We start from the raw sequence: 26471 nt of genomic DNA, 5'->3' as shown, positions 1-26471 counted from the left end.
AGAGATGGGAAATGTGTTAATCATTGAAGATGATGCGGCTATTCATTCTCTGATTAAGGAGACTCTGGAGCAGAGGGGCTTTTGCACGCTGAGTGCTTATTCAGGGACGGAGGGGAAGCTTCTGTTTGAGCAAAATGAGGTGGATCTCATTCTTCTGGATTTGATGCTTCCAGGGATCAATGGCGAGCAGTTTCTGCAAGAGATCCGAAGCAGCTCATCCGTTCCTGTCATTGTCATCTCAGCCAGAAATGATCAGCAATCCAAGCTGGAGCTGTTGACCAGCGGCGCAGATGATTATATCGTGAAGCCGTTTGACGTGAAGGAGCTGCTCGCGCGCATGGATATTCAGCTGCGACATGCCTCCACAACGAAGGCTGCCGCTCCTCATGATACAGAGATTCGTTATCACAATATTACGGTAAATACAGAAACGCGTGAAGTGAAGCTGAACGACCAGATGCTTCATCTAACCGGACGAGAGTACGCGATCCTTCTGCTATTGCTGGAGCATCCGCATAAAGTGTTCAGCCGTGCAAATATTTATGAGAGTGTCTGGAATGAACCGTTTATGGATAGTGAGAAAACGATCAATACACATATTAGTAATTTGCGAAATAAACTTCATTCGGATGACACAAGCTATATCAAAACCGTATGGGGTATCGGCTTCAAATTTGATTAACGGAAAGGGGCGCTGGCAAGGGATGTGGGGATGGGTATTTGTCTTCCTGGCTATGGCGCTCCTTCTGTATATCATCTTCCTCAGGAGGCAGCTTCGTAAGCTCAAGCATGCGATGAAAGACATTCCGGACCGGGCAGGCTTCGGCAGCAGACTGTCTCTTGATTTTCGTGACAAGGCACTGATCGAGCTGGTCGATGAATGGAATCAAATGATTGATGCTTACGAGCATAAAAATCGGCATGTCCGGCAAATGGAGGAGAACGTTAAGCTGTCCATTGCCGGGCTCTCTCATGATTTGCGAACACCGCTCACTTCGATTAAGGGCTATGTTCAGCTTCTAAGTGAGACACAAGATGAGTCCAAGCGGATTCATTATCTTGGCATTGTGGAAGGTTCTGTAAGCCGATTACTGGAGATGACCGATCACTTTTATGACTTGGCGCGCGTGGAAACCAATCAGAAGGAGATGGAGCTTACATCACTCTCCCTTTCCAGCCTGGTCGAAGAGATCTTCTTAACTTACTATGAGCAGCTGGAGAAGCAGAATATTGAGCTTACTTTTCCTGAGTCGCATAGCCGTGTGGAGATTATTGCCGACGCCTACATGCTGATACGGGTTATACAAAATGTGGTTCAGAACATCCTGCGTTATGCCAAGAGCACAGCGGTCATAGGCTATGAGCTGGAAGATGGGTTCCTCCTCATGACCGTCAAGAATGATATCAAGCCGAACAGCAAGGTTGCTGTAGAAAAAGTGTTTATGCGCTTCTATACCGAGGTCACAAGCCGAACCAATACGGAAGCCAGCGGACTGGGGCTGTATCTCTCCAAAAAGCTGATAGAAAAAATGAACGGTAAGATGGATGCAGCGCTGGAGAATCAGTGGTTCATTCTTAGAATCTATCTGCCGGTCAATCAGATTCAATCCGAATACCCATTGAATTAATTTAGATCAAGCAAATGCATAAGTGTGGTGAGGCTAATGGGGGTAACCGTTAAAGAAATATTGCAATTGCCCTCCTTCCGAGGGGCGAAGGTGCTGACCGGTCACAGTAATGTGGAACGGACCGTTTCCTCCTTGTCTGTACTGGAGGTGTCGAATGCCGACTTCTCCTCACAGATCGTAAATTCCGTTCAGAAGGAATGGTATGCAGAGGAGCTCGTAATTAGCTCCTTATTTTCAATTAAAGACAGTATTGAAAAACAGTGTGAAACGATTCAGTATCTGCATGACCTTGGAGAGGTCGGATTAATCCTATATTATGTCGGCATTGTTATTCCGGAGATATCGGTTGAACTGTTGAAGTTCGCAGAATCCCGTAATTTCATGATTATCTGTATGCCGGAGAACGATTATACATTGCGGTATAACGAAGTCATCTATGAAGTGATGGAAGCGGTTGTACTAAGCCAGCAGACGATCAACGATAATTTTGTGAATGAGTCGCTAGAGAAGGTCTCACTGCTGCCTGAGCATTCCCGCAGTGTAGAAATGACGCTGAAGCTGTTATCCGACCGGCTGAAGGCCAACCTGGTACTGACGAGCAGTAGTTTGGATATGATCAACCGGGTCATGTGGCCCCGTAACTCAACCCTTGACGTCTCGCGAATGATTCGGGAATACGCACCTCAGCTGACCCATGGCAGAATGAAGGCAGAAGAAGTGGAATCTGCCGGCTATATTGAGCATCGAAGTGTTCATCAGAAGAACGGCGAGACACTGTTTCTTTTTGTGATCAAGGAAAATGCCAAATTACCGCCCAAGACGATAGACAAAATTGGTGAGGTCGTGCAGGTGGCGATCAATTTGTGGGGGGACAAGCATAACGAGGTCAGCGAATACGCGCTCGTCAAAGCGATCATTAATGATGAGAGCGAGAAGATGCGCAGACTGGCGCATCAGCTGCATATTGATGTCTCTGCTATTCAAATGATGTGGCTCGTATCGGTACAGGATTTATCGGAGGAAAAAAAGATCCGCGAGGAGCTTGAGGAATATCTCGCCCAATATTATAAGACGGCTGTGATCCAGACGATGGAGCATGGTATTGTCGTTCTCCTTGGAAATTGCTCATATAAATACAATGAATACGAAATTGCAGCGGAATATATGGAGGCAGCACGTTATTCCTCTTCGATCTCCAAGATCATCTACGCACCAAGAATGAAGAACACGACCGATGTGCGCCGGATGTATCAGCTCGTGAATCAGGTCGGCAAGAAGGTACACCTGATCTACAATCATCGCAAGCTGTATACGGCTGCGGAGATCCGCTCGATGAAGCGGGCGATTGACCTCAGCGTGCAGGGAGAAGAGGTAATCGAGGAGTGGCTGTCCGTCATTGCTCCTGTACTGGAGGATTCCGAATCGATCAGAACACTGACGACTTATCTGCTGGATGCGAAGGGGAATCTTGATGACTGTGCCAAGCTGCTCTATGTGCATAAGAATACGGTGAAGTATCGAATCAAGAAGATCAGTGAGCACATCGGGTACGATATTACGATGAACTCTGAATTTTATGATGTGTATCTTGCATGCATGATCTATCGGTTAATCAACAGCTGAACTTCAATCCAATGAATCCGGGTTTTTGTCGAATTAGACAAAAATTCGGATTTTTCTTTTTCTTTCTGAAAAAGACGGCGCATCCCTTCTTCTAATACAATGAGAAAAATCAATTTGAACAAAGAACGGAGGGGGAAGCGATGAAGAACGAAAAAGCAAATCAGTCCTGGTTCACGCTTGGCATCGTGTGGGCGGGTGCCATGATCAGCATTCCGGGACTTCTCGTCGGCAACACCCTGATTACAGGGATGAGCATGTCAAAGACTCTACTGGTGACTCTGGTGGGATATTCAATTATCGTCGCCATTATGATTCTGCAGGGCATTCAGAGCACGGATTTAGGTAAATCAACGGTTCAGGTGGCAAGCCAGGTATTTGGCAAAAGGGGTTCACGAACCGTTCTCTCCATTCTTCTCACCATTGCCTGTCTCGGCTGGTTTGGTATTCAGGCTAATGTGTGTGGGGCAGCACTTGCTAATCTGCTGTCGGAATTTGATGTGAATATGCCGGTTCCTGTCGCCTCCTTGATCAGCGGCCTCGTGATGGTCGTATCCGCGATGTATGGAATTAAGGTGCTGCGTGTACTAAGCTATATTGCTGTTCCTCTACTGGTCGTGTTGTGCGTATATGGCCTCATTGAAGCACTGAATGGGGATACAATGCAGCTGATTGCCGATTACAGACCTGAGCAAAATATGGGCTTTATGGATGGACTGGCTGTAACGATCGGCTCCTTCGCCCTCGGGGCGGTAATTGCAGGGGATTATTCACAGTTCTCGAAGAAGCGTTCTGACGTATGGAAAGCAGCGATCTTCGGCATCATTCCGGCGGGTCTGCTCATGATCGGTGTAGGAGCTGTATTGACGCTGGCTTATCAGACCAATGATGTCACGGCGGTATTTCTCAGCATCGCTACTCCGTTTATCGGCGGAGTTGTCCTAATTCTGGCTGCCTGGAAGACCAATATGGTCAATGCCATTTCCGGCGGATTTGCACTAACCAATGTCTTTAATGTTTCGAAAGAAAAAGAAAAGTGGGCGGTTGGACTGGCCGGATTGATTGGAACACTGCTCGCGGTTATCGGCATCCTGGATTATTTTACGCCTGTCATGTCGGTCTTGTCCGCGATGGTACCGCCTGTAGCCGGGGTGATGATTGCTTCCTACTGGGTGATGAACCGAGGGGATAAGAACAGCTGGAAGGAGACCGAGGGAGTCAATCTCCTCGGCGTATACTCCTGGCTCATTGGCTCGGTAATTGCCTGTATTCCGGTCCTGTTGTCACTCTTCCCGAGCTTGCCGCAGGTATCTAATCAGCCGCTGATCGGCATCGTGATTTCATTTGTTATCTATGTCATTGGATATCGTCTAACCGCTTCAAAGTCTGTCGTACTGGAGGATTAATAAAATGAGATATTTAGATAAAGCTGCGATTGAACATATTGCGATTGGCGCTGCGTTTCTTGGAACGGGCGGCGGGGGTGACCCTTATATCGGCAAACTTATGGCCATATCAGCGATTGAGAAGAATGGACCTGTTCAACTGGTTACGGTTGATGAAATAGAGGATGAAGACTTCTTTATTCCTACGGCAATGATGGGAGCGCCATCGGTCTCGTCCGAAAAGTTCCCCAATGGAGAGGAATTCGTTAAAGTCTTTCAGAAGCTCTCCCAGTACCTGGGCAAGGACAAGATTGCTGGTACTTATCCGATGGAAGCAGGCGGCGTGAACTCGATGATTCCGATTGTCGTTGCAGCCCAGCTGGGATTGCCCCTGGTCGATTGTGACGGAATGGGCAGAGCCTTCCCCGAGCTGCAGATGGTGACCTTCAACCTGGACGGAATATCAGCAACGCCAATGGCGATTACGGATGAGAAGGGAAACATCGGTATTTTTGAAACGATCAACAACCGCTGGACCGAGCGTCTTGCGCGGACGGCCACAGTCGAGATGGGGGCAAGCTCACTCGTGAGCCTCTATCCTACGACGGGCTTGCAGATGAAGCAGAGCGGGGTTCACCATATCGTGACGCTCTCTGAGAAGATTGGACAGATTATAGCTTCTAATCACAAGGATGCCAAGGACAAGCTCAGCGAGCTGCTGGCCCTTGTATCGGGATATGAGCTCTTCCAGGGTAAGATTGTTGACGTCATTCGGGAAACCAAGGGAGGCTTCAACCTCGGACGAATAAATCTGGAGGGCATTGAAGCGCATAAAGGCGGAATGATGAAGGTGCATTTCCAGAATGAGAATCTCATTGCTGAGAAGGATGATGAGGTCATCGCGATGACACCGGATCTTCTGTGCCTGGTGGACTATGAGACGCTGTCTCCGGTAACCACAGAAAGCCTGAAATACGGGAAGCGTGTGCGGGTTATTGGACTTCCTTGCGATCATAAATGGAGAACGAAGAAGGGGATCGAAACAGCAGGACCAAGATACTTTGGCTATGACTACGATTATGTCCCAATTGAGGAACTAGTGAACAAGGCGGTGAAGGACCATGTATAGAATCGGAATTGATGTGGGTGGAACGAATACGGATGCCATTTTGCTGGATGAGCATAATCAGCTTCTTCATGCGGTGAAATCTCCGACAAGCCTCGATATCGGATCAGGGATCGAAGCATCACTCAGAAGCCTGCTTGCAGAGGCGGGGATCGACAAGACCCAAATTACACATGCAATGCTGGGTACGACGCAGTGTACCAATGCGATTGTAGAGCGCAAGAAATTGGCCAAGGTTGGTGTCATCCGCTTGGGTTATCCAGCGACTGCCTCCGTTCCTCCTTATACGGCCTGGCCGCAGGATATGATGGAGGTGTTGTCTGGCCGTTATGCCCTCGTTCAAGGCGGTTATGAATATGACGGTCAGGTGCTAGGCGAGATTAACGAAGCAGAGATTACCGCCATTCTTAAGGAATGGCAGGATCAAGTCGAAGCAATTGCAGTCATTGGCGTATTTTCTTCCATCAAGAATGATCAGGAACTGCAGGTGCGGGACCTCATTCACAAGGCTTATGGCGAAGGCTTCCCGGTATCCTGCTCCTCCTTAATCGGCTCAGTAGGACTCATTGAGCGTGAGAATGCAACGATTCTGAACGCTGCCTTGTGTAAGGTTATTAAGACGACCACAGAAGGGTTTGTCCATGCTCTGGCGGAGGAGGGGATTACTGCTGCACAAGTGTTCTTGTGTCAGAATGACGGCACCCTCATGTCTATTGACTATGCGAAGCAGTTCCCTATTCTTACGATTGCCTGCGGACCGACGAACAGCATAAGAGGCGCTTCTTATTTGGCGCAGATTAAGGACACGATGGTGCTGGATGTAGGAGGTACAACTTCGGATATTGGAGTATTGCAGGATGGGTTTCCAAGAGAATCTTCTGTAGCGGTAGAGGTTGGTGATATTCGGACGAACTTCCGGATGCCGGACATCATCTCTGTAGGACTCGGCGGCGGGAGCATTGTTCGTGTGAATGAGAGCGGTAAGATTACGGTGGGACCGGACAGTGTCGGTTACCGAATCGGTGAAGAGGCGCTTGTCTTTGGCGGCAAGACGCTGACGACGACAGATATTGCAGTCCGGCTGGGGCTGGCCGACGTTGGTGATCCATCGCTTGTCGCTCACCTGGAAGAAGATTTTGCAAGATCCGTTCAGGCGGAAATCTCTCTGATCCTCGAGCAGGCAATTGATAAGATGAAGACCTCCTCTGACGATGTGAGGCTTGTGCTTGTCGGCGGAGGTAGTATTATTGTGCCGGACAGCATCCGCGGTGTAGCGAGTATGATCAAGGTGCCGAATGGCGGTGTTGCCAATGCGATTGGAGCATCGATTGCCCAGATCAGCGGGCAGTATGAACAGATCTATATTTACTCCAGAGAGCCGCGCGAATTCTCGCTTCAGGATGCCCGGGAGAAAGCGGTGAACCAAGCGGTGCTCGCAGGAGCTGCAGCGGACACGATTGAATTGGTCGAAGTGGAAGAAACGCCGCTGGCTTATCACCCGGAGAATGCAACCAGGCTCCGAGTGAAGGTCGTAGGTCAGATGAGATAAAATGAAGGATGAGAGGTTTTTATGTGAAAGTGTAATACTTTCCATAGAAGCCTCTTTTTTATGTAAATATATGCATAAGGAAGTGAGCGTGAGATTTCGATAAATAGAATGGATTCAATACGCTCTCATCGCCGGCATTGGTTATAAATGAATCTATACGGCATTACGTTGGAAGAATTGGTGCTGTTTATATCGTGCCTGGTGATCCGGACCTATTTGCTGTACCGTAAAAATGTCGTTGTCGCTACCATCCCTTATCATCTTAGAAATAGAGTGCAGATTGGAGTTCTTCATGTATTGGACAGGAATTGTTCGAGATAATCCTATATACTAGAAGGGTATGGTCACTTGAGACCCCATTCACATTTATTTATAGAAAGAAGGATCGATCAATGGAGCAGCAGCGTGTATTTGGAGATTTTCACTCCATTTTAGATGAAGGTAAAGTGTGGAAGATTGGAGGATTCGCTCTTCCGGACGGAACGTTCTGGGAGTACAGGGAGCCGGATGCGGTGGTCATCGTACGGAACGGAATATTATATGTACGGGCGCCGCTGAGCCGGCAGCATGACCAAGTTCAGATTCTCGATAATGCGAAGCATATGTATTATTCCGCGGAGGAAGTCGAAGTGCCGGAATCCGGTGAAGTGACCTTCGAGCTGCAGATTCGTGCGCGTACAAGAGGAACCGTTCCCGGAGATTTTTATGATGGCTATGTATCCCTGAATTTACTGGATTTCAGTACCGGAGCCGCGCTCGACTTCTTTGCTAACAATGAGCAGTTCTGCAGTGTGTATGCCATTCTGCCGTTCCCTGGCGTGAAGGTTCCTGAATCGGACAAGACCCGTTACTTCAGCATTTTCAAAGAAGATGACGCTCACTTTAAGCCTCAGGAGTTCAACACGTATACCATTACGTACAACCGTGCTAATGATGAAGCTGTATTCCTCGTCAATGGCCACGAGGTACGCCGTGAAACCGGCATTCCGATCAAAATGAACAAATTTACGATTGCGCTCGGCATTATGACGGAGAAGGACTTGTCTCCGGAAGGCAGCGTATCTGTGCATGGACAGACGGTCATCGCTGAGTATTCACCAGTGACCGTAACGATTAAGGAATAAACAGCGTGAGTTCCATATCGTAACCTCTTTAACAGCCTTTGTTCCTTTGGAACGAAAGGCTGTTTTATTTTTAACGGGCATGACAAGGAGAAATATAATGTTTGAATTATACCCCTATAGGGTATATTATAAATGCATCAAAGACTTTAGACGAGGTGAACGAAATATGAAAAAACAATGGGCACTAATCGGAATGACAGCTATGCTCATCATGAGCGGATGTGGGAATGCTGGCGACAGCAATTCAAACGATGCTGCAGACACAGCGGCGCACGAGGATCATTCGGCCATGAATCATTCTTCGTCAGGAGAGGTTCCTGAAGGTTTGAAGGAAGCGGCAAATCCGAAATATAAGGTCGGAGACACGGCGCAGATGACTACAGACCACATGTCAGGCATGAAGGGAGCAGAAGCTAAGATTACCGGAGCCTATGATACGACCGTTTATACGGTTTCATATACACCTGTTACCGGTGGGGAGGAAGTAACGGATCATAAGTGGGTCATCCATGAAGAAATCCAGGATGCGGGCAGCGAACCGTTTGCACCAGGCAGCGAGGTCGTGCTGCTCGCCGATCATATGGAAGGGATGAAAGGAGCAGAGGCCACGATCGATTCGGCCAAGCCCACAACCGTATATATGGTTGATTTCACTCCAACGACGGGCGGCGAGCCTGTGTCAAACCATAAATGGGTGACGGAAGAAGAGCTGGCAGCACTGTAAATTACCGTTTTAACGAGGATACGACAAATGCTTGCGATGCAGGACTTAGTCCTGAACCGCAGGCATTTTTGTTAGCAGCTCATAAAGTCTTCATATGCCTTAAAATAATGGATAATTGTCAGCGATATATGCAGCATCCTAATATCCTCTACTGTATAGCTTCACAGTTATGCGGGGAATCCTATAAAGGATAAATTTATCTAATGAAGGAGGCATGAAGCAATATGGATACACGTGAACCGGCACTGCCAGAAGCGATGAAAAATCAGTTGAATGATCAGCTGCATCTACTGATGGATGGCATCCATCGTGTACTTGGCACGATAGAGGAGAATCAGTGCTGTATTCTGAATCAATTCGAGCAGATGAATCAGCAGTTCCGGGCTATTCATACCATTGCTGCCTCTTACTACTTACGAACTTATCTTGAGCCGTTTACAGATCATTATACGACGCTGGCAACGACCGTACAGCATTTATCAGAGCGAAGACATGGAGCGCTCATTGCTATTCGAAGAAAGGACGAGATCAAACCGTTTGTCCATTCTGGCATTCCGATCAATGCGATTCTTTCCTTTTCACTGATGGAGTCGATATTTTACCCGGGAAATCCATTGCATGACGGCGGGGTTGTCGTTGATAAGAATGTCATTCGATCCGCGGGCAATATTTATCCTACCGCACAGTTTTATGAAGGCGAGGAGATGCTGGGCACACGGCACCGCGCGGCCATTGGACTAACCGAACGTACAGACTGTCTTGTACTGGTCGTCTCCGAGGAGACGGGACGTGTATCCTTTGCTATTCAGGGCAAGCTGTATCCGGTTCAGCCGAGCGGCTTGCTGTAGCAAGTGGGGAGCAGCGGATGAATGCTGTGCGATCGATGGTATCATAAAGAGCCTTGACAGCCCATCAGTTTAGTTATAAACTAATAATCATAGAAGCAGCATAACAAAACCTCTTGCTTTACGAGAATTTATCTTAATTTTAAAATATTTTAATTAGATCATTTTCATTAAGCTTCATTTTATCAGTAATGATTTTGATCACGGCTTATCCTATTTAACTAAGGAGATGAAATTATGAATCATTTAAAAGGAATCCATCACGTAACGGCAATCACCAGCAATGCGGAGAAGAACTATGAGTTCTTCACCTATGTTCTCGGCATGCGTCTCGTTAAGAAGACGGTTAACCAGGACGATATTCAGACCTATCATTTGTTCTTCGCAGATGACAAGGGGAGTGCGGGAACGGATATGACCTTCTTCGATTTCCCCGGCATTCCGCAAGGCAAGCATGGTAATGATGAAATTTACAAGACTTCATTCCGGGTGCCGAGCGATGCGGCTATTGATTATTGGGTCAAGAGATTTGACCGCCTTGGTGTCAAGCATACCGGGGTAAAAGAACAATTCGGCAAGAAGACATTGTCCTTTGTTGATTTTGATGATCAGCAGTACCAGCTGATCTCGGATGAGCATAACAAAGGAGTGGCTTCGGGGACACCTTGGCAGAATGGACCCATCCCACTGGAATATGCCATTACAGGCCTGGGACCCATCTATATACGTCATGCTCAGTTCGATTACATTAAAGAATTAATGGAGCGGGTACTCTTATTCAAGGAAATTGCTGCTGAAGGCTCGCTTCATTTGTTCGAGGTGGGTGAAGGAGGCAATGGAGCACAGGTTGTCGTTGAACATAATACGATGCTTCCGCCTGCACGCCAAGGGTACGGAACCGTTCATCATGCTGCATTCCGCGTAGAAGACCGTGCCGTGCTAGAAGAATGGATTGAGCGGATGTCGAGCTTCGGATTTACAACCTCAGGCTATGTAGATCGGCATTTCTTCGAATCATTATATGCGAGAGTCACGCCGCAGCTTCTATTTGAATTTGCAACGGACGGCCCTGGTTTCATGGGAGATGAGCCTTACGAGACTTTGGGAGAGAAGCTGTCCTTGCCACCATTCCTTGAGCCGCATCGTGAACAGATTGAGCAGGATGTACGTCCGATTAATACGATGCGAAGCGATCGAGTAATTGACAAGGAATATGAATAACGATCGTTAACGGATACTAGCTATAGAATAATGATGCCTATAGATGCCTCTTTCCTTTATCAAAAGGAAGGAGGCTTTCTTCTAGTTTATATTCACTAATAATTGTCCCCTAAGGGTTCGTTGGCACAGCATGTACATATTTCCTATTTATTCGCATATATAACGAGTAGAGGAATCTTTGAGAGATAGGGGGCGGCCCTTAGTGGAATGGAGCGCAATATGGGAATTGATCGACCCGAGACTGTTCGGCGTCGTGGCGGCATGCTGGGTGGTAGGATATATTCTGAAGTCAACCCCATCCTTTCCGGATTGGACGATTGTGTATGTTGTTGTCGTCGTAGCCGTCGGTTTGAGTGTATGGATACTCGGTCTTTCGCCCGATTCAGTCATACAAGGCATTCTTGCAGGCGCATTTTCGGTATATGGACACCAGGTGGTGAAGCAGACAAGAAGTGCGAGGAGTGGCTCTGGTAAGAATGAGTAGTAAATAGCAGATGGCAAATGTCAGCGGCAAGCAGCAAACAAGGGATATGTAATCTTACTCCAGCTGGACATCAATAGAAAAAGCCGCAGTGATCTAGAATTACCTAGTTCACTGCGGCTTTGTGTTGTTTAATTTACTTCAAATCCTCAATGGAATCAATATCCATGTAAGCAGGTACGGTAAGACCTGTCTTGGCACCTTCAAGGTTGATGCCCAGATCATCAATTTGATCCTTGTATTTCTCCAGGTAAGTCGCGGAGGTAACCGGCAGCCAAGCAGCAAGGGATGCATCTACATCTCCGCTCGCCACACCCTGCCACATCGGTCCCATTTCAACTTGCAGAGAAGTGACATTGTAGCCGAGCTTCTCCGACAGGATGTATGCGACTAGGTTGGTACTCGCAATTTCAGAATCCCAGGCTACATAGCTGAGCTTAATGGAATCACCGCTGACCGGTGATAAACCGCTGATCCATTCCTCTACTTTATCTGGATGAGCTGCAGCCCATTCCGCTGCAGCCTCCTCAGCAGAAGCGCCATCCTGAATGGCAATCATGATTTCGCCCATATCCTCAGGAGTCCACTGGAACCGATCCAGGAACTCATAGGCGGTCGGATGGTCTTCTTGAAGTCCTTTACGCGCTACGGTATGAATTTCCTCCGCTTCACCGTAAGACTTCTTCGGATCTTCTAAGTATTTCAGATCATATTTATTAAACATCCAGTGAGGTGTCCAGCCGGTTACAATAATCGGCTGCTCATTCTGAATGGCTCTTTCCAGCATGGCGGTCATCGCTGAACCGGAGCCTTCGACCAGTGTCCAATCCGTCAGCTCATAATCCTCAATGGCCTTATTGGTAGATGCCATAATCCCGGCACCAGGGTCAATTCCGATAATTTCGTAGTTTACTTCTTCACCTACACCACCGCTGGCTGTTGTCCCGCCTGTAGTTGATCCGCCCACAAAGTATTGGGAGAATCCTGCAATCAGTACAATAGCTGCTGCAGCCGAACCGATCCAGATACGCTGCTTGGAAGTAAGACGGCTCTTCTTCTTTTGCCCTGGCTTGCCGACGAGGTTCTGTGTAAATCGGTCAAGCACAATGGCAAGAACGACGACAACAAGTCCAGCCTCAAAGCCCTTACCGATTTGAAGCTGTCCTACTGCACGGTATACTTCGGCACCAATCCCTTGCGCACCGATCATGGAAGCAATAACGACCATAGACAGTGACAGCATGATGGTTTGATTCACACCGCTCATCAGAGTAGGCATGGCAAGCGGGAGCTGTACCTTGAACAGCTTCTGGCTAGATGTAGATCCGAATGCATCTGCAGCCTCGACCAGTTCTTTTGATACCTGACGAATCCCAAGATGGGTCATCCGAATCGTAGGCGGTATAGAGAAGATAACAGAAGCAATAACACCCGGTACAACGCCTAGACTGAAGAAGGTTACTGCCGGAAGCAGGTATACAAAGGCAGGCATCGTCTGCATCAGGTCCAGAATCGGTGTGACGATACGCTCTATAGAGCGGCTGTATGCAGAAAAAATCCAAGCGGTACGCCGATTACAATCGATATAATACCTGAGGTCACAACAAGCCCGAGCGTATCCATGGACTGCGGCCAGTATCCCAAGTTATAGATAAGCAGGAAGCCCAGTACAGTAAACAGGGTGAGCTTCCATTTACCCAGCAAGTAAGCAAGGACCCCTATAATGATGATAAACAGAATAGGATGTGGGAGCATAAACAGCCCTGAGAAAAATCCAACGACACTTTCAATGACGGTTGAAATGAGACGGAAGAATCCGGCAATGGATACATTCAGCCAATCGACAATGGCATCAATCCACTCCGCAATAGGTAACTTAGGCATTTATAGATTCCTCCTTCGTTGCAGACACTTCTCCGCCGAGCGCTCCGAGGAGTGCGCCTCTTACAATCACGCCTTCCAATCTTCCGTTCTCATTAACGACGGCAAGGGGAACCTTCGCAGAGCTCGTAATTTCGAACAGTTCATTCATTAGCGTTTCCGGCGGTACTTGAGGTCCATCGGTGATCAGAATATCCTGAATGGTTTGTCCATCCTTCGATGCGCGGGAAGCATCCTCAGCTGTGATCACGCCAAGCAGCTTCTTCGAACGGTCAATAACGAATAGGTTGGATATCCCTCTTTCACGCATCAGCTCAAGAGCAACACGAGGTCCGCGGTCCAGCGTAATGGTTTCTGGTCTGCGCATGACATGAGCAGCAGTCAGAACCTTCGACAGATCCACATCCTCCACAAATCGTGCGACGAATGAGTTCGCCGGCTGAATCATGATTTCTTCCGGTGTTCCAATCTGTTCTACTGCACCGTCTTTCATCAGTGCAATGCGGTCTCCGATGCGGAGCGCTTCATCCAGATCATGTGTAATGAAGACAATGGTCTTCTTCATCCGATCCTGCAGCTCGAGCAGCTCGTCCTGCATATCACGGCGAATCAGAGGGTCAAGCGCACTGAAGGCTTCATCCATGAGCATGACTTCAGGATCGTTAGCCAGTGCTCTGGCGAGACCCACACGCTGCTGCATACCACCACTCAGCTCACTTGGTAGCTTGTCCTCCCAGCCTTTGAGACCGACAAGCGCCAAAGCTTCTTTTGCTTTTTCGGTACGAATGGATTTATCCACTTTTTGAATTTCAAGTCCATATTCTACGTTATCCAGCACCGTACGGTGCGGCAGAAGCGCAAAGCTCTGGAACACCATGCTGATCGTTTTTCTTCTCACTTCACGGAGCTGTTCTTTGTTCATCTTGCGAAGATCCTTGCCATGAACAAGAATTTCGCCGGAGGTGGGTTCAATCAAGCGATTTAGCATTCGCACCAGAGTAGACTTTCCGCTTCCGGACAAGCCCATAATCACAAAGATTTCTCCCTGCTTAATTTCCATATTGACTTGGTTCACACCAACCGTGATTCCTTTTTCTGTGGCCAGCCGTTTCTTGTCCCAGCCTTGACTGAGCAGCTTTGCGCCCTCGCTTGCGCCGGGACCAAACAGCTTGCTGACGTTTCTGACTTCCAGAATGGTCATAGGTACACTCCTTTATTTATAGCTTGGCAGAGCGGATGTACACTCTGTGAAGCTTGTATTCTGAACATAAGCCTTTGCCAGTGTAACAAATAAAATGTATAATTTCAAACGAACATTCAGAACGTAAAGTATGTACAGAAAAAACTGTACAAAGTTTAGAGTGCTGTCACATCAAGGTTTAACGTTATTTTTTGATGCCGATCTAGGGCTGTAGTTTCTTTACTTTTGATGATGCTTTTTCTAAAATAGATCATGTTATGTTTAGGTGCCTATATTTTGTCCTGAATGGATTCAGTTTATGTCGGTGTGAGATAAGACCTCTTATCTTGACTTTTTTTTAATACCTGACGATTTAGAATGGGAGGTTGCAAGCATGAGCTTGGACCAATTAAATGAACAGCAGCAAGACAAACTAATGAATATTCGCAAGCGCGTAATCCAAACCGTTGGTAAAAATATGGACTTGTATGGACTCAGCTCCTCTTCCGGACATTTATATGGACTGCTTTTTTTTGCCGATAAGCCGATGACGCTGGATGATATGGGACGAGAGATGGAAATGAGCAAGACCAGCATGAGTACAGGCGTACGTAATCTCCTTGATATGAAGATGGTCAATAAGGTATGGAGCAAGGGGTCCCGCAAAGATCAATATGAAGTTGAATACGACTGGCATCAGACGTTTACGGACTATTTTGCGATCAAATGGAGAAAGGCAGCGGAGAGTAATCTGCTCTCTTTCAAGAAAGCCATTGAAGAGATTGAGCGCATGCTGAGAGCGTATCAGGATGACGAGCCTCTGAAGGAGGTCCTCGTTCAGGATATGGAGAAGATGAAGGCGGCTGTGGCTTATTACAAGTGGCTGAATCGTCTCATTGATACGATGGAATCGGAAAAAATCTTTGAACTGGTCCCCAAGGAAGAAGATCTCGAGTAGCCCTATGCAGCACAGCATTTGTAGAGCCCTAAATGGGCTCTTTTTTATGGAATTATTTCCTTCAAACCACAGATTTCTAGGCCTAAAAAATATGTTTTGTTATGCTTGTCAGGCCAGTCTGCATAAATCGAACAAGTCCCTCATAGACATGTATCAATCAGTTGAAATCAGTGTTAAAGGGGATGATGTCATGCGCCGGATATCATGGGTTCTAGCCATGGTTCTGTGCTTTTCAGGTCTGCTTGCGGCTTGTGGACCAAAGGATGCAGATTCAGTAGTAAAGGATTTGAACGAAGTCGTGGGTGGTCTTGAGAGTTATCAGGGATCAGGTGTAATGACCCTCTATTCAGGAGAGACGCCTCAGGAGTACAAAGTTGAAGTATGGCACCAAAAGCCTTCGTATTACCGTATTGCGCTGACGAATGCCAAGAAGGACATCACTCAGATCGTCCTGCGTAATGATGATGGTGTATTTGTCCTCACTCCTAGTCTGAACAAGAGCTTCCGCTTCCAAAGCGACTGGCCGGATAACCAGGGTCAAGTGTATCTGTATGAAACACTGGTTCGCAGCATTATTGGAGACAACACACGTCAGTTTGTCGATGAGGAAGAGAGCTATGTTTTTGAAGTCGCTGCCAACTACAATACCCATTCCCTTGTGCGCCAAAAAATTTGGCTGAACAAAGCGGACTATGCTCCTAAGCAGGTATCTGTATCCGATGCCAATGCGAAGGTTGTAGTGGATGTGAAGTTTGACAACTTCGAGTTCGGTACGAAGTTCGAGAAAGAAGCCTTTGATATGCAGAAGAATATGTCCGTAAATACAGGTGAAGGCCAAGCACCTGCCGAAGGTACAATTACCGAGCCAAGCGGCAGCGAGAGTGGCGAAACCGTTCCGCAAGTGAATGAGGAGGTTACAACACCGGAAGACAATGCGGGGGAGACAGACCCAGGAACTGAATCAGGAACTCCAGAGGCGAATGCTCCGGGTGCTGAGGTGAACAACGAACAAGCTCCTGCGGATGATGCAGCAGAGTCACCTGAAGCTACAGATGAAACAACAGGTGCCATCGACATTCCTGAGCTTGGAGACTTCGGCGTAATTGAGCCTACCTATCTGCCGGAAGGTGTTGATTTCAAAGGCGAGCCGACCATTATGGAGACAGAGGACGATTACGCGGTTATGCTTCGATTCGAAGGAACATATAATTACACTATTATAGAAGCAAGACCTCAGGACCGTGCATCATCCTATGCGGTAACGAGTCCGGTCGATCTCGGATTCACAATCGGGATGATTACAACCGAGCTGCCGAGAACACTGACCTGGTTTGATGAGGGTATGGAATACAGAATTACAAGCGATGATCTGCCGGAATCCGAAATGGTAAAAATCGCTGCTTCAATGCAGGATCAAACGGGTAAATAATTATGCTGCTTCTGCGTAATTACTGAGAACCAAAACATCTATAGGTAATATAATAAATCAAGCCGTTATTTATGGAAGTCTTCCGTAAAATAACGGCTGTTCTCCTCTTTGTGGACGGAATTGACTGTTACTGGAAGATTGAGTCATGGAAATAATATAACGATGCGAAAATAACTCCAGTATTTTTATCTGCGGAAGTATTGGGTATGTTATGAGTATATCTTCTTTTTTTAAGGTTCCAAAATTAGAAACACCTGTATTTGACAGCGGTCCCCCTGTTTTATACGATAAGACTTATTGCTGTAGTGGATAATGTAAATCAGGGAAGGTGACTGCGGGTGCAAGGACAGTATCGCCCGACCCAAGCTGAAATCAACTTGGATCATTTAAGACATAATGTGGATTGTTTTCGTAAAGCATTGCCAGAAGGTGTGCTCTTCAGTGCATGTGTGAAGGCTAACGCCTATGGCCATGGAGCAGTGGAAATTGCAAAAGAGCTGGAACGGCTGGATGTGGACTATCTGAATGTTGCCTTTCTGGATGAAGCGCTTGAGCTGAGACAGGCAGGTGTTCGCTCTCCGATTCTGGTACTGGGATATACACCGCCGGAAGGTATTGAGGTTGCTTACAAGCATCAAATTACGGTTACAGTGTTTAGTGAAGAGGTGCTGCAGAGTATTGAAGCTCTCGAACCTTTCGCAATGGATGATCATCAGGACATCTCTTTGAAAGTCCATCTTAAGATTGATAGTGGAATGGGACGACTAGGTGTCATCACAGCGAAAGATGCTGAGCATTATGCTCAGCGATTGAAACGATTGTCTTATGTCATGCTTGAAGGGGTATATACCCATTTTGCCAAGGCAGACGAAGAGGATAAAGCCTATACACTTATACAGTACCAACGATTTATGGATGTGGTGAGTGCACTGCGAAATCAGGGCTACAGCATCCCGATCATACATACGGGAAATAGTGCAGCTGCGATTGATACACCGACGCTGAGTCTGGATATGGTTCGGGTGGGCATCAGCCTGTACGGACTATATCCGTCAGCCGAGGTTGATCATGATGCGGTTCACTTGCTCCCAGTGCTGACACTTACGACAAAGATAGTATACGTAAAAGAGGTTCCTGAACATTGGGGTATAAGTTATGGAACAAGATACTACTCGTCAAAGGACGAGAAGATTGGAACCTTGCCTATCGGCTATGCAGACGGTTTCTCACGAATGCTCGGCGGTAAGGTTGAAGTATTAGTACGCGGACGCCGCGTTCCAGTCGTTGGTACGATCTGCATGGATCAGTGTATGGTGTCATTACAATCGTTAAATGAAGAACAGGAAGATATCAAAGCAGGTGAAGAGGTTGTTATCATCGGTCAGCAGATGGGCAGTACCATTAGTGCCGACGAACTGGCCTCCAAGCTGGGTACCATTAACTATGAAGTGATCTGTATGCTGGCGAATCGTATTCCGCGTGTGTACATGAGGTCCGGTCAAGTCATATCTCGAGTAAACTCTCTCTTATCCTAAAATTTTCCGGAAATTTTTCGCTTTTGAAAAGAGGATTTTCGTCTAATGTCCGCGAAAAGTGTAGTTATTCGCAAAATGGATGATGTACGTATGATATCATACCGTTTATAATGAGTAATGCATAGTTGATATACGCGGGGCATATATATCCTCTTGTATAAATTTCCTTAAATAACGTTATACTGTTTCACAGTGGCGTAAGGTTTTGTGTGGGGGTGGAAGAGAACTTGACCAATGTACAGAACACCAAACGGATTATGATTAGTTTGCCGGATCATCTCTTACAGGAAGTAGATGGTATTGTAGCAATGGAGAATTCGAACCGCAGTGAATTCATCAGGCAAGCCATGAAGCTGTACTTAAACGAACGGAAGAAGCGTTATATCCGGGAGTCAATGCAGCGAGGCTACATGGAAATGGCCAAGATTAATTTGACCATGGCTTCTGAAGCTTTTCACGCGGAGGATGATGCAGACAGCACTCTGGGCCGCTTAGTGAGCGGGGTGTAAACATTGATCGTTAAACGCGGCGACGTTTTTTTTGCGGATCTTTCACCCGTTGTCGGTTCCGAGCAAGGGGGAGTCAGACCGGTGCTTGTGATCCAGAATGATATTGGCAACCGTTTCAGTCCTACTTGTATCGTTGCGGCCATCACGGCTCAGATTCAGAAGGCGAAGCTGCCGACCCACGTGGAAATTGATGCAGAACTGCACGGTTTTGATCGGGATTCTGTTGTGTTGCTCGAACAGATTAGAACGATTGACAAACAGCGTCTGACTGACAAGATTACGCATTTAGATGATGATACGATGAAGCTTGTGGGTGAAGCTCTACAGATCAGTCTGGGATTAATTGATTTCTAATTGCTGTTCGAGTAAAGAGAGTGCATGGTCTTATATAGGCCGTGCACTCTCTTTTTTAGGTTATAATAACGGGATTGGTACTTTTTTTGGCTGAAACCGCTAACAAGAGACGAAGATAATTCATTGCATTCCGCTCTAGAGAAATCTATACTGATGAGAGAAAAAAATAAAAAGATGTCTCATGTTGTTGAAAGCGCTGTTATTTATCTTGCGAGTGATCGCGGATAAGCTGGAAACAGAGGAGACCATGGAGGGAAATATGGGGATTTTCTATACCGAGGAAAAGCGATTATTTCATCTGCAAACCGTAGAAGCAAGTTATGTATTTCAAGTCATGCCTACAGGACATTTGACCCATCTGTATTATGGAAAAAAACTAAGACACGGTGACTTAAGCTGGCTTCAGGTGCGTCAGGAGCGCTCCTCCTTCAGCCCAAATCCAGTGCCTGAGGACCGGACGATATCTTTTGATACACTGCCGCAGGAATATCCGGTATATGGTACGAGTGACTTTAGAAATCCGGCACTTCAATTGAAACAAGAAAACGGTTCCACAGTAACCGAGTTCTTATATACAGGCCACAGCATTGTGCGCGGAAAGCCGCAGCTAGAAGGTCTTCCGCAGACTTATATAGAGCAAGAGGATGAAGCAGATACGCTCATTATTCAGCTGGAGGATGCGGTTGCTGGAATCAAGCTTGAGCTTAGCTATACTGCTTATAATCATTATAATGCGATTACCCGATCTGCCCGGATTACCAATACAGGAGCTGCGACCAGTGAAATTTTGCGTGCACTGAGCTCAAGCGTTGATTTTCCTCATGCGGATTATGAGTGGCTTCAATTATCAGGTGCTTGGGTCAGGGAGCGGGAAATGATCCGCAAGCCGCTGACAGTGGGCACACAAAGTGTCGAAAGCCGCCGCGGATCGAGTTCACATCAGCAGAATCCATTTGCAGCGCTTCTTACGCCTGGGGCAACGGAAGTATCCGGTGAAGTGTTTGGCTTCAGCCTTGTGTATAGTGGAAGCTTCGTAGCAGCTGCAGAAGTGGATCAGTTCAAGACGACGAGATTGTCCCTTGGTATCAATCCATTTGAGTTCGGGTGGCAGCTCACACCAGGAGAATCGTTCCAAACACCAGAAGTCGTTATGGTATATTCCGATCAGGGTCTTGGCGGCATGTCACGCAGCTACCATGCCTTGTATCGGGAGAGATTGGCCCGTGGGAAATTCAGAGATCAGCAGCGTCCAATTCTGGTCAACAACTGGGAAGCGACGTATTTCAACTTCAATGCGGACAAGATCGAGAGTATTGCAGCAGCCGGCAAAGAGCTGGGCATTGAACTATTTGTTCTTGATGACGGCTGGTTCGGTCATCGTGACAGCGATAACTCTTCGCTGGGAGACTGGGTTGTCGACAAGAAGAAGCTGCCAGATGGACTTGATAATCTAGTGAAACGTGTGACGGATACCGGAATGCAGTTTGGTCTGTGGTTCGAGCCGGAGATGATCTCACCGGACAGCGAATTGTATAAGGCACATCCGGACTGGTGTCTGCATGTTCCGGACAGACGCCGGACAGAGGGCAGACAGCAGCTCGTGCTCGATATGTCACGCAAGGATGTACAGGATGAAATCGTTCGTATGATTACAGACATTTTATCAAGTGCACCAATTACTTATGTGAAGTGGGATATGAACCGGAATATGACCGAGATTGGTTCTGCACAGCTGCCTGCGGAGAGACAGAAGGAGACGGCACATCGTTATATGCTGGGTCTGTATGATGTGATGGAACGCATCACCTCTCAATTCCCTGACATTCTGTTTGAGAGCTGCTCCGGCGGCGGCGGGCGTTTCGATCCAGGGATGCTGTACTACATGCCTCAGACCTGGACGAGCGACAATACGGATGCGGTGTCTCGCCTTCGCATTCAATATGGTACAAGCCTTGTTTATCCGGTCAGTGCGATGGCTTCACACATCTCGGCAGTACCTAACCACCAGGTAGAACGTACAACTTCCCTTGAGACTCGCGGTAATGTCGCAATGTCCGGGAATTTTGGTTATGAGCTGGATCTGACCAAGTTCACAGATGAGGAGAAGTCCGTTGTAGCTGCGCAGGTTGAACTCTATAAGGAAATCCGTGAGCTTGTGCAATTCGGTGTATTCTACCGGCTCTTAAGTCCGTTTGAAGGCAATGAAACCGCTTGGATGTTCGTATCACCAGACGGCGTGGATGTCGCTGTTTTCTACTTCCGTGTTCTTGCAGAGCCTAATGCTCCGCTCGCCCGTCTCAAGCTGACCGGTTTGGATCCAGATCGTGACTATGCCCTCGTTAATGGAGATGGTGTATACAGTGGAGACGCGCTGATGTATGCAGGTATTTCGGTGGGAAGCAAGAAGGGTGACTTCCACAGCGAGCTTCATCGGTTCAAGAGAGTGTAAAACTTAATATTAAGTCAGACCGTTTTGGCCCTCACTGAAGTGGCCGAAACGGTCTTTTTTTGTATTGAAAAGGGGTGGAAAGCAGGTCAGATGTGGAAATTAAGGTCAAGTTCTGTGATAATAAAGTATCATCATTCTTTAACGGATGATAAAATAATCATTTTAAACCGAAAAATATAGAGAATGAAGCGGTGCACAAACCGACTTCTACTAACCACAGGATTTATACAAAATCCTTAACCTAAAAAATATGTGCAGTTTACAAATAAAAATTGGACGGTGCGATATTTTTTGGAGGATGCATCAGCATTAACGGAGCGCTGCGGAGCAGGTGAGAATGGACTGGAGAAGCGAATGCGTTCGCCTTTGTTCTTAGAGTTGAACCTTGTCAGGTCTTATTAAATCGTATAACTCTAAGAACAACAGCGATTGGAAGACCATACTCACAGGCGCAGCATTAAGCTTCGTAGTTTGCTCTAGCGCCTCCAATTCAAGATCGCCCCAGGTAATCCTACAGGAAAGAGGGATTTTTTTGACGGAACCAACGACGATGGAAGTAAATGAAGAACAAGTAAGGCAAGAGCGTGAAGAGCGAATTGTGAAGCAGGTAGCGAAGGAGCTATCGCTTACAATCAAGCAGGTTAGAACGACGGTCGGACTCCTGAACGAAGGGAATACGATTCCCTTCATCGCGCGTTACCGTAAGGAAATGACCGGTGAACTGGATGAGAACGTATTGCGTCTTATTGAAGAGCGTACCCTTTATTTGCGCAACCTGGAGGACCGCAAGGTAGAAGTTATCCGGATTATTGATGAGCAGGGTAAGCTTACGCCAGAACTTACAGCAGCCATTACTGAAGCGGTGAAGCTTCAAGAAGTAGAGGATCTGTACCGGCCTTATCGTCAAAAAAGAAAAACTCGTGCCAGCGTTGCCAAGGAGAGAGGTCTTGAGCCCTTGTCCGAATGGATCTGGAATCAGCCTAAGAACGGAAATGTGCTTGATGAGGCAGCGGGCTATGTGAATGAGGAGCTGGGCGTAGAGAGTGCAGAAGCTGCACTGGCAGGAGCCCTGGATATTCTCGCGGAAAATATTGCAGACGATGCAGAGATCCGCAAATGGGTTCGCCGTTATACGCTGGACCATGGAGTGCTCACTTCCGAGGCGAAGGATGCCGAAGTGGAATCCGTGTATGAGAACTATTACAGCTACCGCGAGCTTGCTAAAAAAATGCCGCCACACCGTATCCTTGCGATCAATCGGGGAGAGCGGGAGAATATTCTCAAGATCGGGCTCGATGTGAATGCAGAACCGGTCCATAACTATATTGGACGCCAGATTTTGAAGCCTTCTTCGGTTGTAGAGGAACAAATGAAATTCGTTATTGAGGATGCCTACAAGCGTCTGATTGCGCCTTCTATTGAGCGGGAGGTTAGAGCCGAGCTTACCGAAAAAGGGGAGAACCAGGCGATCTCGATCTTCTCTGGTAACCTGCGCAGTCTGCTTCTGCAGCCGCCGATCAAGGGTAAGCGTGTGCTGGGAGTCGATCCTGCATACCGTACAGGCTGTAAGCTGGCAGTTGTGGATGATACGGGTAAATTGCTGGAGGTGGCAGTTACTTACCCCACACCGCCTAACAATAAGAAGCAGGCAGCAAAAGAGAAATTTAACGAGCTGATCCACAAGTATGAGATTGAGCTGATTGTGATTGGTAACGGAACGGCTTCGCGCGAGACGGAACAGTTCGTGGCCGAGGTCATTCAAGAGCTTGAAGCCAAATCACTCGCATATCTGATCGTTAACGAGGCAGGTGCCAGTGTGTATTCTGCTTCCAAGCTGGCTCAAGAGGAATTCCCTGACCTGGATGTAGCAGAGCGGAGTGCTGCCTCAATTGCCCGCCGTGTACAGGATCCGCTTGCAGAGCTCGTCAAGATCGATCCCAAAGCCATCGGAGTAGGGCAGTATCAGCATGACGTCTCTCAGAAGCATTTGGAGGACAGCTTGAAGGCTGTTGTTGAATCCGCGGTTAACCATGTAGGCGTAGATGTGAATACGGCATCTCCTTCCTTGCTGTCGTATGTGGCAGGCGTCAATGCAACGATTGCCAAGAACATTGTGAAGTATCGTGAGGAGAACGGCAAATTCACTTCACGCAAGGAGCTGCAGAAAGTGCCGCGCCTAGGAGCGAAGACCTTCGAGCAATGTGCAGGCTTCATGCGTATCTCTGAAGGAGTGAATCCGCTGGACCGCACTGCAATCCACCCGGAATCCTATACGGTTGTGGATCGGCTCTTCCAAGAGCTGAAGGTGGATCTGGACAAGCTCGGCAGCCAAGAGCTTGCGCAGATCCTCGATGAGCAGCGGATCGAAGAGCTGGCAGGCAAGTTAGAGGTAGGTGTGCCTACACTGCGTGATATCATAGATAGTCTACAGCGTCCGGGCCGTGATCCGCGGGACGAGCTGCCACTGCCAATCTTCCGTACGGATGTGCTTAAGATTGAAGATCTGGAAGCGGGAATGGAGCTGCAGGGAACGGTTCGGAACGTCATCGACTTCGGTGCTTTTGTGGATATTGGAATTAAGAGCGATGGGCTTGTCCACATTTCACAGATGAGTGAAGGCTTTGTGAAGCACCCGATGGACGTCGTTTCTGTAGGGGATAATGTGACGGTGTGGGTACTTAGTGTCGAGCTGAAGAAAGGCCGAGTTGCCCTGACAATGAAGAACCCGAATAAAGCTTAAACGACCATTTCGATATAAAAAAGCAGCCGATGCGCTGAGAAGCAAAGACAAGCGCTATCGGCTGTATATGGATTACTATAGTCTGGAATCATTGGTCTCTATTCCGCCAGTATTGCCTGGACGATTGCGATAGAAGAACCAGCATTCATTCAAGAGCTTGATTTGACGACTGTCCTTTTTGTGAAATGCACGCATAAGTTGGTTACTCAGCCACTGTGGCAAGGGAATCCCTCCTAACACCCGTTAACATCTGTACGTTAGCATATGGGGGAAATGCCCGATTAGTGCAGGTCTACATCAAATAACCGTTCTGGACAGATCAGCTAAAGAAGACATGGGTCTTTACTTTGGTTTGATCTGCAGAACGGTTATTTTGTCATTTCTAGTTCAGGAGGAGCTGATTAGATGAGTTCTTCTTCCTCATACCATTGTTCGAGCTGAGCCTGAAGGGCGCGAATCTCTGTTAACAGGGCAATCAGTGGGTAGTGCTCCTCTTTGACAGAAGCAAAGGATTGTTCCAGCTGGTTAATATAATCAAGACCGCCTGTGATGGCGTATTGCTCTTCGAGCAAATCCAGCTGATCGCATTCAGCAATGGCCCTTGGTAAAGCAGGAACCGCATCTGCTGTAAGCTTACTGATCTCCTTGTGGAGACGCAGATTCAGAGCACTGAGCTGATAGGCATAATCAGATGGCATTTCTACAAATTCGAGCTGACCAGCAGCATGCTGTAAAATGATGTAGCGCATCTTGGACATAACGATGATTCTCCCCTTTTGGTCGTCGTTCTTAAACGTTCCTTGACAGTGTATCCCAAGGTATAGTTACAATCAAGTAGAAACGATGCACGGAAGTGAGCTGAATAAGGGTGAATTTAATGACAAACGAAGAATTACAGGCTTGGATTGAGCGAATATCCATGGATAGCTTCGGTGTGCCTTTTCGTCATGAGGCTGTCTTTAACAAACGTTTGACGACAACAGGCGGCAGATATATGCTTCGCACCCATCGTATTGAGATTAATCCGCATCAGTTAGCGGTGCACGGGGCAGATGAGGTAGAGAAGATTATTAAACATGAGCTATGCCATTATCATTTGCATATACGTGGAAGAGGCTATAAGCATCGTGATCCCGAATTTAAGCAGCTGTTAGCTCAGGTAGGAGGGAGCAGGTACTGCCAGGGCTTGCCGGGCGGAAAAGCTCGCAGATCACTCCCCTATAAATATGAGCTGATCTGTCAGAGCTGCTCACAGGTGTACAAGCGTAAGCGTAAAGTAGATGTGCGCAAATATCGCTGTGGACGCTGCAGCGGCAGACTCCAAATATCTGAGCTGACGAAGGCTTGACTCTTGTCTAAACTTTTGCTAAATTATTAATTACAGCTAATGTTCCCTGATAGCTCAGTTGGTAGAGCACTCGACTGTTAATCGAGTTGTCACAGGTTCGAGTCCTGTTCGGGGAGCCATGGAGAGATACCCAAGTGGCTATAAGGGGACCCTCTGCTAAGGGGTTAGACTGCGTAAGCGGTGCGAGGGTTCGAATCCCTCTCTCTCCGTTCCATTGAGCAAAGAAAGCCCGCGAGGGCTTTTTTTTGCGTTATGGAACATAAAAGATGGGATGAGAACCCATAGGGGTTCGTCGGAGCATAAGCTTCGAAAGGATTACATCGCAGTCTCGACCGAAGGGAGAGTATCCCTCTCTCTCCGTTCCATTAAGCAAAGAAAGCCCGTG

22 protein-coding genes, 2 tRNA genes and 1 pseudogene are annotated in these 26471 nt (G+C 47.4%); 21 read left to right on the top strand and 4 right to left on the bottom strand.

Annotated elements, in window-relative coordinates; all coding sequences use genetic code 11:
• Positions 1–4: 4 nt before the first annotated feature.
• The 11 genes from TCA2_RS13655 (at position 5) to TCA2_RS13605 (ending at position 11706) form a co-directional block, all read left to right on the top strand.
• Positions 5–682 (top strand): response regulator transcription factor, encoded by a 678-nt coding sequence (locus tag TCA2_RS13655; RefSeq protein ID WP_047912156.1) that lies wholly within the window; start codon positions 5–7, stop codon positions 680–682.
• Entirely contained in the window at positions 675–1628 is a 954-nt protein-coding gene (locus TCA2_RS13650; RefSeq protein ID WP_238546390.1) for a sensor histidine kinase KdpD, read from the top strand. The genes TCA2_RS13655 and TCA2_RS13650 overlap by 8 nt, the downstream gene beginning before the upstream one ends.
• Before the next feature lie 36 nt (positions 1629–1664).
• Positions 1665–3251 carry a PucR family transcriptional regulator gene (locus TCA2_RS13645; protein ID WP_047912154.1) on the top strand — a complete coding sequence of 529 codons (1587 nt, stop codon included), beginning with the start codon at positions 1665–1667 and terminating at the stop codon, positions 3249–3251.
• 140 nt (positions 3252–3391) lie between these two features.
• Positions 3392–4654 carry a cytosine permease gene (locus tag TCA2_RS13640; protein WP_047912153.1) on the top strand — a complete coding sequence of 421 codons (1263 nt, stop codon included), beginning with the start codon at positions 3392–3394 and terminating at the stop codon, positions 4652–4654.
• A gap of 4 nt (positions 4655–4658) precedes the next feature.
• Complete coding sequence (locus tag TCA2_RS13635; protein WP_047912152.1) at positions 4659–5762, top strand: DUF917 domain-containing protein; 1104 nt, start codon at positions 4659–4661, stop codon at positions 5760–5762.
• Positions 5755–7308: a hydantoinase/oxoprolinase N-terminal domain-containing protein gene (locus tag TCA2_RS13630; RefSeq protein WP_047912151.1), complete on the top strand. Its 1554-nt coding sequence runs from the start codon at positions 5755–5757 to the stop codon at positions 7306–7308. Before TCA2_RS13635 ends, TCA2_RS13630 begins: the two co-directional genes overlap by 8 nt.
• A 392-nt stretch (positions 7309–7700) precedes the next feature.
• Positions 7701–8432, top strand: a complete 732-nt coding sequence (locus TCA2_RS13625; RefSeq protein ID WP_047912150.1) for a DUF6081 family protein — start codon at positions 7701–7703, stop codon at positions 8430–8432.
• Between the two features lie 166 nt (positions 8433–8598).
• Positions 8599–9156, top strand: a complete 558-nt coding sequence (locus TCA2_RS13620) for a YdhK family protein (protein ID WP_047912306.1) — start codon at positions 8599–8601, stop codon at positions 9154–9156.
• 224 nt (positions 9157–9380) lie between these two features.
• Positions 9381–10004, top strand: a complete 624-nt coding sequence (gene cdaS, locus TCA2_RS13615) for a sporulation-specific diadenylate cyclase CdaS (RefSeq protein ID WP_052511990.1) — start codon at positions 9381–9383, stop codon at positions 10002–10004.
• Positions 10005–10238: 234 nt separating this feature from the next.
• Positions 10239–11222, top strand: coding sequence for a ring-cleaving dioxygenase (locus TCA2_RS13610; RefSeq protein WP_047912149.1), 984 nt, complete (start codon positions 10239–10241; stop codon positions 11220–11222).
• Positions 11223–11424: 202 nt separating this feature from the next.
• Positions 11425–11706, top strand: coding sequence for a phage holin family protein (locus tag TCA2_RS13605; protein ID WP_047912148.1), 282 nt, complete (start codon positions 11425–11427; stop codon positions 11704–11706).
• Between the two features lie 133 nt (positions 11707–11839).
• Here TCA2_RS13605 and TCA2_RS27875 read toward each other — a convergent pair.
• Together TCA2_RS27875 and TCA2_RS13595 are read right to left on the bottom strand one after the other, a co-directional pair.
• Positions 11840–13587 (bottom strand): annotated as a pseudogene (locus TCA2_RS27875) (glycine betaine ABC transporter substrate-binding protein).
• Positions 13580–14785 carry a glycine betaine/L-proline ABC transporter ATP-binding protein gene (locus TCA2_RS13595; RefSeq protein ID WP_047912147.1) on the bottom strand — a complete coding sequence of 402 codons (1206 nt, stop codon included), beginning with the start codon at positions 14783–14785 and terminating at the stop codon, positions 13580–13582. Before TCA2_RS13595 ends, TCA2_RS27875 begins: the two are co-directional and overlap by 8 nt.
• A gap of 373 nt (positions 14786–15158) precedes the next feature.
• Here TCA2_RS13595 and TCA2_RS13590 point away from each other — a divergent pair, with 373 nt between their 5' ends.
• The 7 genes from TCA2_RS13590 (at position 15159) to TCA2_RS13560 (ending at position 24738) form a co-directional block, all read left to right on the top strand.
• A complete protein-coding gene (locus TCA2_RS13590; RefSeq protein WP_047912146.1) occupies positions 15159–15722 on the top strand; it encodes a GbsR/MarR family transcriptional regulator in 564 nt (187 codons plus the stop codon).
• 190 nt (positions 15723–15912) lie between these two features.
• A complete protein-coding gene (locus TCA2_RS13585) occupies positions 15913–17151 on the top strand; it encodes a DUF4367 domain-containing protein (protein WP_047912145.1) in 1239 nt (412 codons plus the stop codon).
• Positions 17152–17489: 338 nt separating this feature from the next.
• On the top strand, positions 17490–18686 hold the full coding sequence (alr, locus tag TCA2_RS13580; protein ID WP_047912144.1) for an alanine racemase: 1197 nt from the start codon (positions 17490–17492) through the stop codon (positions 18684–18686).
• Between the two features lie 227 nt (positions 18687–18913).
• Positions 18914–19195: a CopG family ribbon-helix-helix protein gene (locus TCA2_RS13575; RefSeq protein WP_047912143.1), complete on the top strand. Its 282-nt coding sequence runs from the start codon at positions 18914–18916 to the stop codon at positions 19193–19195.
• Positions 19196–19198: 3 nt separating this feature from the next.
• Complete coding sequence (locus tag TCA2_RS13570; protein WP_047912142.1) at positions 19199–19549, top strand: type II toxin-antitoxin system PemK/MazF family toxin; 351 nt, start codon at positions 19199–19201, stop codon at positions 19547–19549.
• A 259-nt stretch (positions 19550–19808) separates the two neighbouring features.
• Positions 19809–21998 carry an alpha-galactosidase gene (locus TCA2_RS13565; RefSeq protein ID WP_047912304.1) on the top strand — a complete coding sequence of 730 codons (2190 nt, stop codon included), beginning with the start codon at positions 19809–19811 and terminating at the stop codon, positions 21996–21998.
• Between the two features lie 550 nt (positions 21999–22548).
• Complete coding sequence (locus TCA2_RS13560; RefSeq protein WP_047912303.1) at positions 22549–24738, top strand: Tex family protein; 2190 nt, start codon at positions 22549–22551, stop codon at positions 24736–24738.
• A gap of 75 nt (positions 24739–24813) precedes the next feature.
• On the opposite strand, the gene cmpA is transcribed toward TCA2_RS13560, so the two are convergent.
• Positions 24814–24960 carry a cortex morphogenetic protein CmpA gene (gene cmpA / locus TCA2_RS26950; protein WP_152557743.1) on the bottom strand — a complete coding sequence of 49 codons (147 nt, stop codon included), beginning with the start codon at positions 24958–24960 and terminating at the stop codon, positions 24814–24816.
• Positions 24961–25139: 179 nt separating this feature from the next.
• Positions 25140–25496 carry a hypothetical protein gene (locus TCA2_RS13555; RefSeq protein ID WP_047912141.1) on the bottom strand — a complete coding sequence of 119 codons (357 nt, stop codon included), beginning with the start codon at positions 25494–25496 and terminating at the stop codon, positions 25140–25142.
• Positions 25497–25615: 119 nt separating this feature from the next.
• Between TCA2_RS13555 and TCA2_RS13550 the strand changes: the two genes are divergently transcribed.
• The 3 genes from TCA2_RS13550 to TCA2_RS13540 all read left to right on the top strand — a co-directional run bounded on the left by TCA2_RS13550 (position 25616) and on the right by TCA2_RS13540 (position 26295).
• A complete protein-coding gene (locus tag TCA2_RS13550; protein WP_047912140.1) occupies positions 25616–26086 on the top strand; it encodes a SprT family protein in 471 nt (156 codons plus the stop codon).
• A 43-nt stretch (positions 26087–26129) separates the two neighbouring features.
• Positions 26130–26205: transfer RNA gene (locus TCA2_RS13545), tRNA-Asn, on the top strand.
• Between the two features lies 1 nt (position 26206).
• Positions 26207–26295: transfer RNA gene (locus TCA2_RS13540), tRNA-Ser, on the top strand.
• Positions 26296–26471 lie beyond the last annotated feature (176 nt).

This window comes from Paenibacillus sp. TCA20 (assembly GCF_000732325.1).
Lineage (GTDB): Bacteria > Bacillota > Bacilli > Paenibacillales > Paenibacillaceae > Paenibacillus > Paenibacillus urinalis.
This window is presented reverse-complemented; position numbering and strand designations above follow the sequence as displayed.

Coding starts and splice junctions, on each gene's coding strand:
- TCA2_RS13645 (WP_047912154.1), top strand. CDS start 1,665: ATGGGGGTAACCGTTAAAGAAATATTGCAATTGCCCTCCTTCCGAGGG.
- TCA2_RS13630 (WP_047912151.1), top strand. CDS start 5,755: ATGTATAGAATCGGAATTGATGTGGGTGGAACGAATACGGATGCCATT.
- cdaS (WP_052511990.1), top strand. CDS start 9,381: ATGGATACACGTGAACCGGCACTGCCAGAAGCGATGAAAAATCAGTTG.
- TCA2_RS13555 (WP_047912141.1), bottom strand. CDS start 25,496: ATGTCCAAGATGCGCTACATCATTTTACAGCATGCTGCTGGTCAGCTC.
- TCA2_RS13620 (WP_047912306.1), top strand. CDS start 8,599: ATGAAAAAACAATGGGCACTAATCGGAATGACAGCTATGCTCATCATG.
- TCA2_RS13590 (WP_047912146.1), top strand. CDS start 15,159: ATGAGCTTGGACCAATTAAATGAACAGCAGCAAGACAAACTAATGAAT.
- TCA2_RS13610 (WP_047912149.1), top strand. CDS start 10,239: ATGAATCATTTAAAAGGAATCCATCACGTAACGGCAATCACCAGCAAT.
- TCA2_RS13640 (WP_047912153.1), top strand. CDS start 3,392: ATGAAGAACGAAAAAGCAAATCAGTCCTGGTTCACGCTTGGCATCGTG.
- TCA2_RS13595 (WP_047912147.1), bottom strand. CDS start 14,785: ATGACCATTCTGGAAGTCAGAAACGTCAGCAAGCTGTTTGGTCCCGGC.
- TCA2_RS13635 (WP_047912152.1), top strand. CDS start 4,659: ATGAGATATTTAGATAAAGCTGCGATTGAACATATTGCGATTGGCGCT.
- TCA2_RS13550 (WP_047912140.1), top strand. CDS start 25,616: ATGACAAACGAAGAATTACAGGCTTGGATTGAGCGAATATCCATGGAT.
- TCA2_RS13655 (WP_047912156.1), top strand. CDS start 5: ATGGGAAATGTGTTAATCATTGAAGATGATGCGGCTATTCATTCTCTG.
- TCA2_RS13560 (WP_047912303.1), top strand. CDS start 22,549: ATGGAAGTAAATGAAGAACAAGTAAGGCAAGAGCGTGAAGAGCGAATT.
- TCA2_RS13565 (WP_047912304.1), top strand. CDS start 19,809: ATGGGGATTTTCTATACCGAGGAAAAGCGATTATTTCATCTGCAAACC.
- TCA2_RS13625 (WP_047912150.1), top strand. CDS start 7,701: ATGGAGCAGCAGCGTGTATTTGGAGATTTTCACTCCATTTTAGATGAA.
- TCA2_RS13585 (WP_047912145.1), top strand. CDS start 15,913: ATGCGCCGGATATCATGGGTTCTAGCCATGGTTCTGTGCTTTTCAGGT.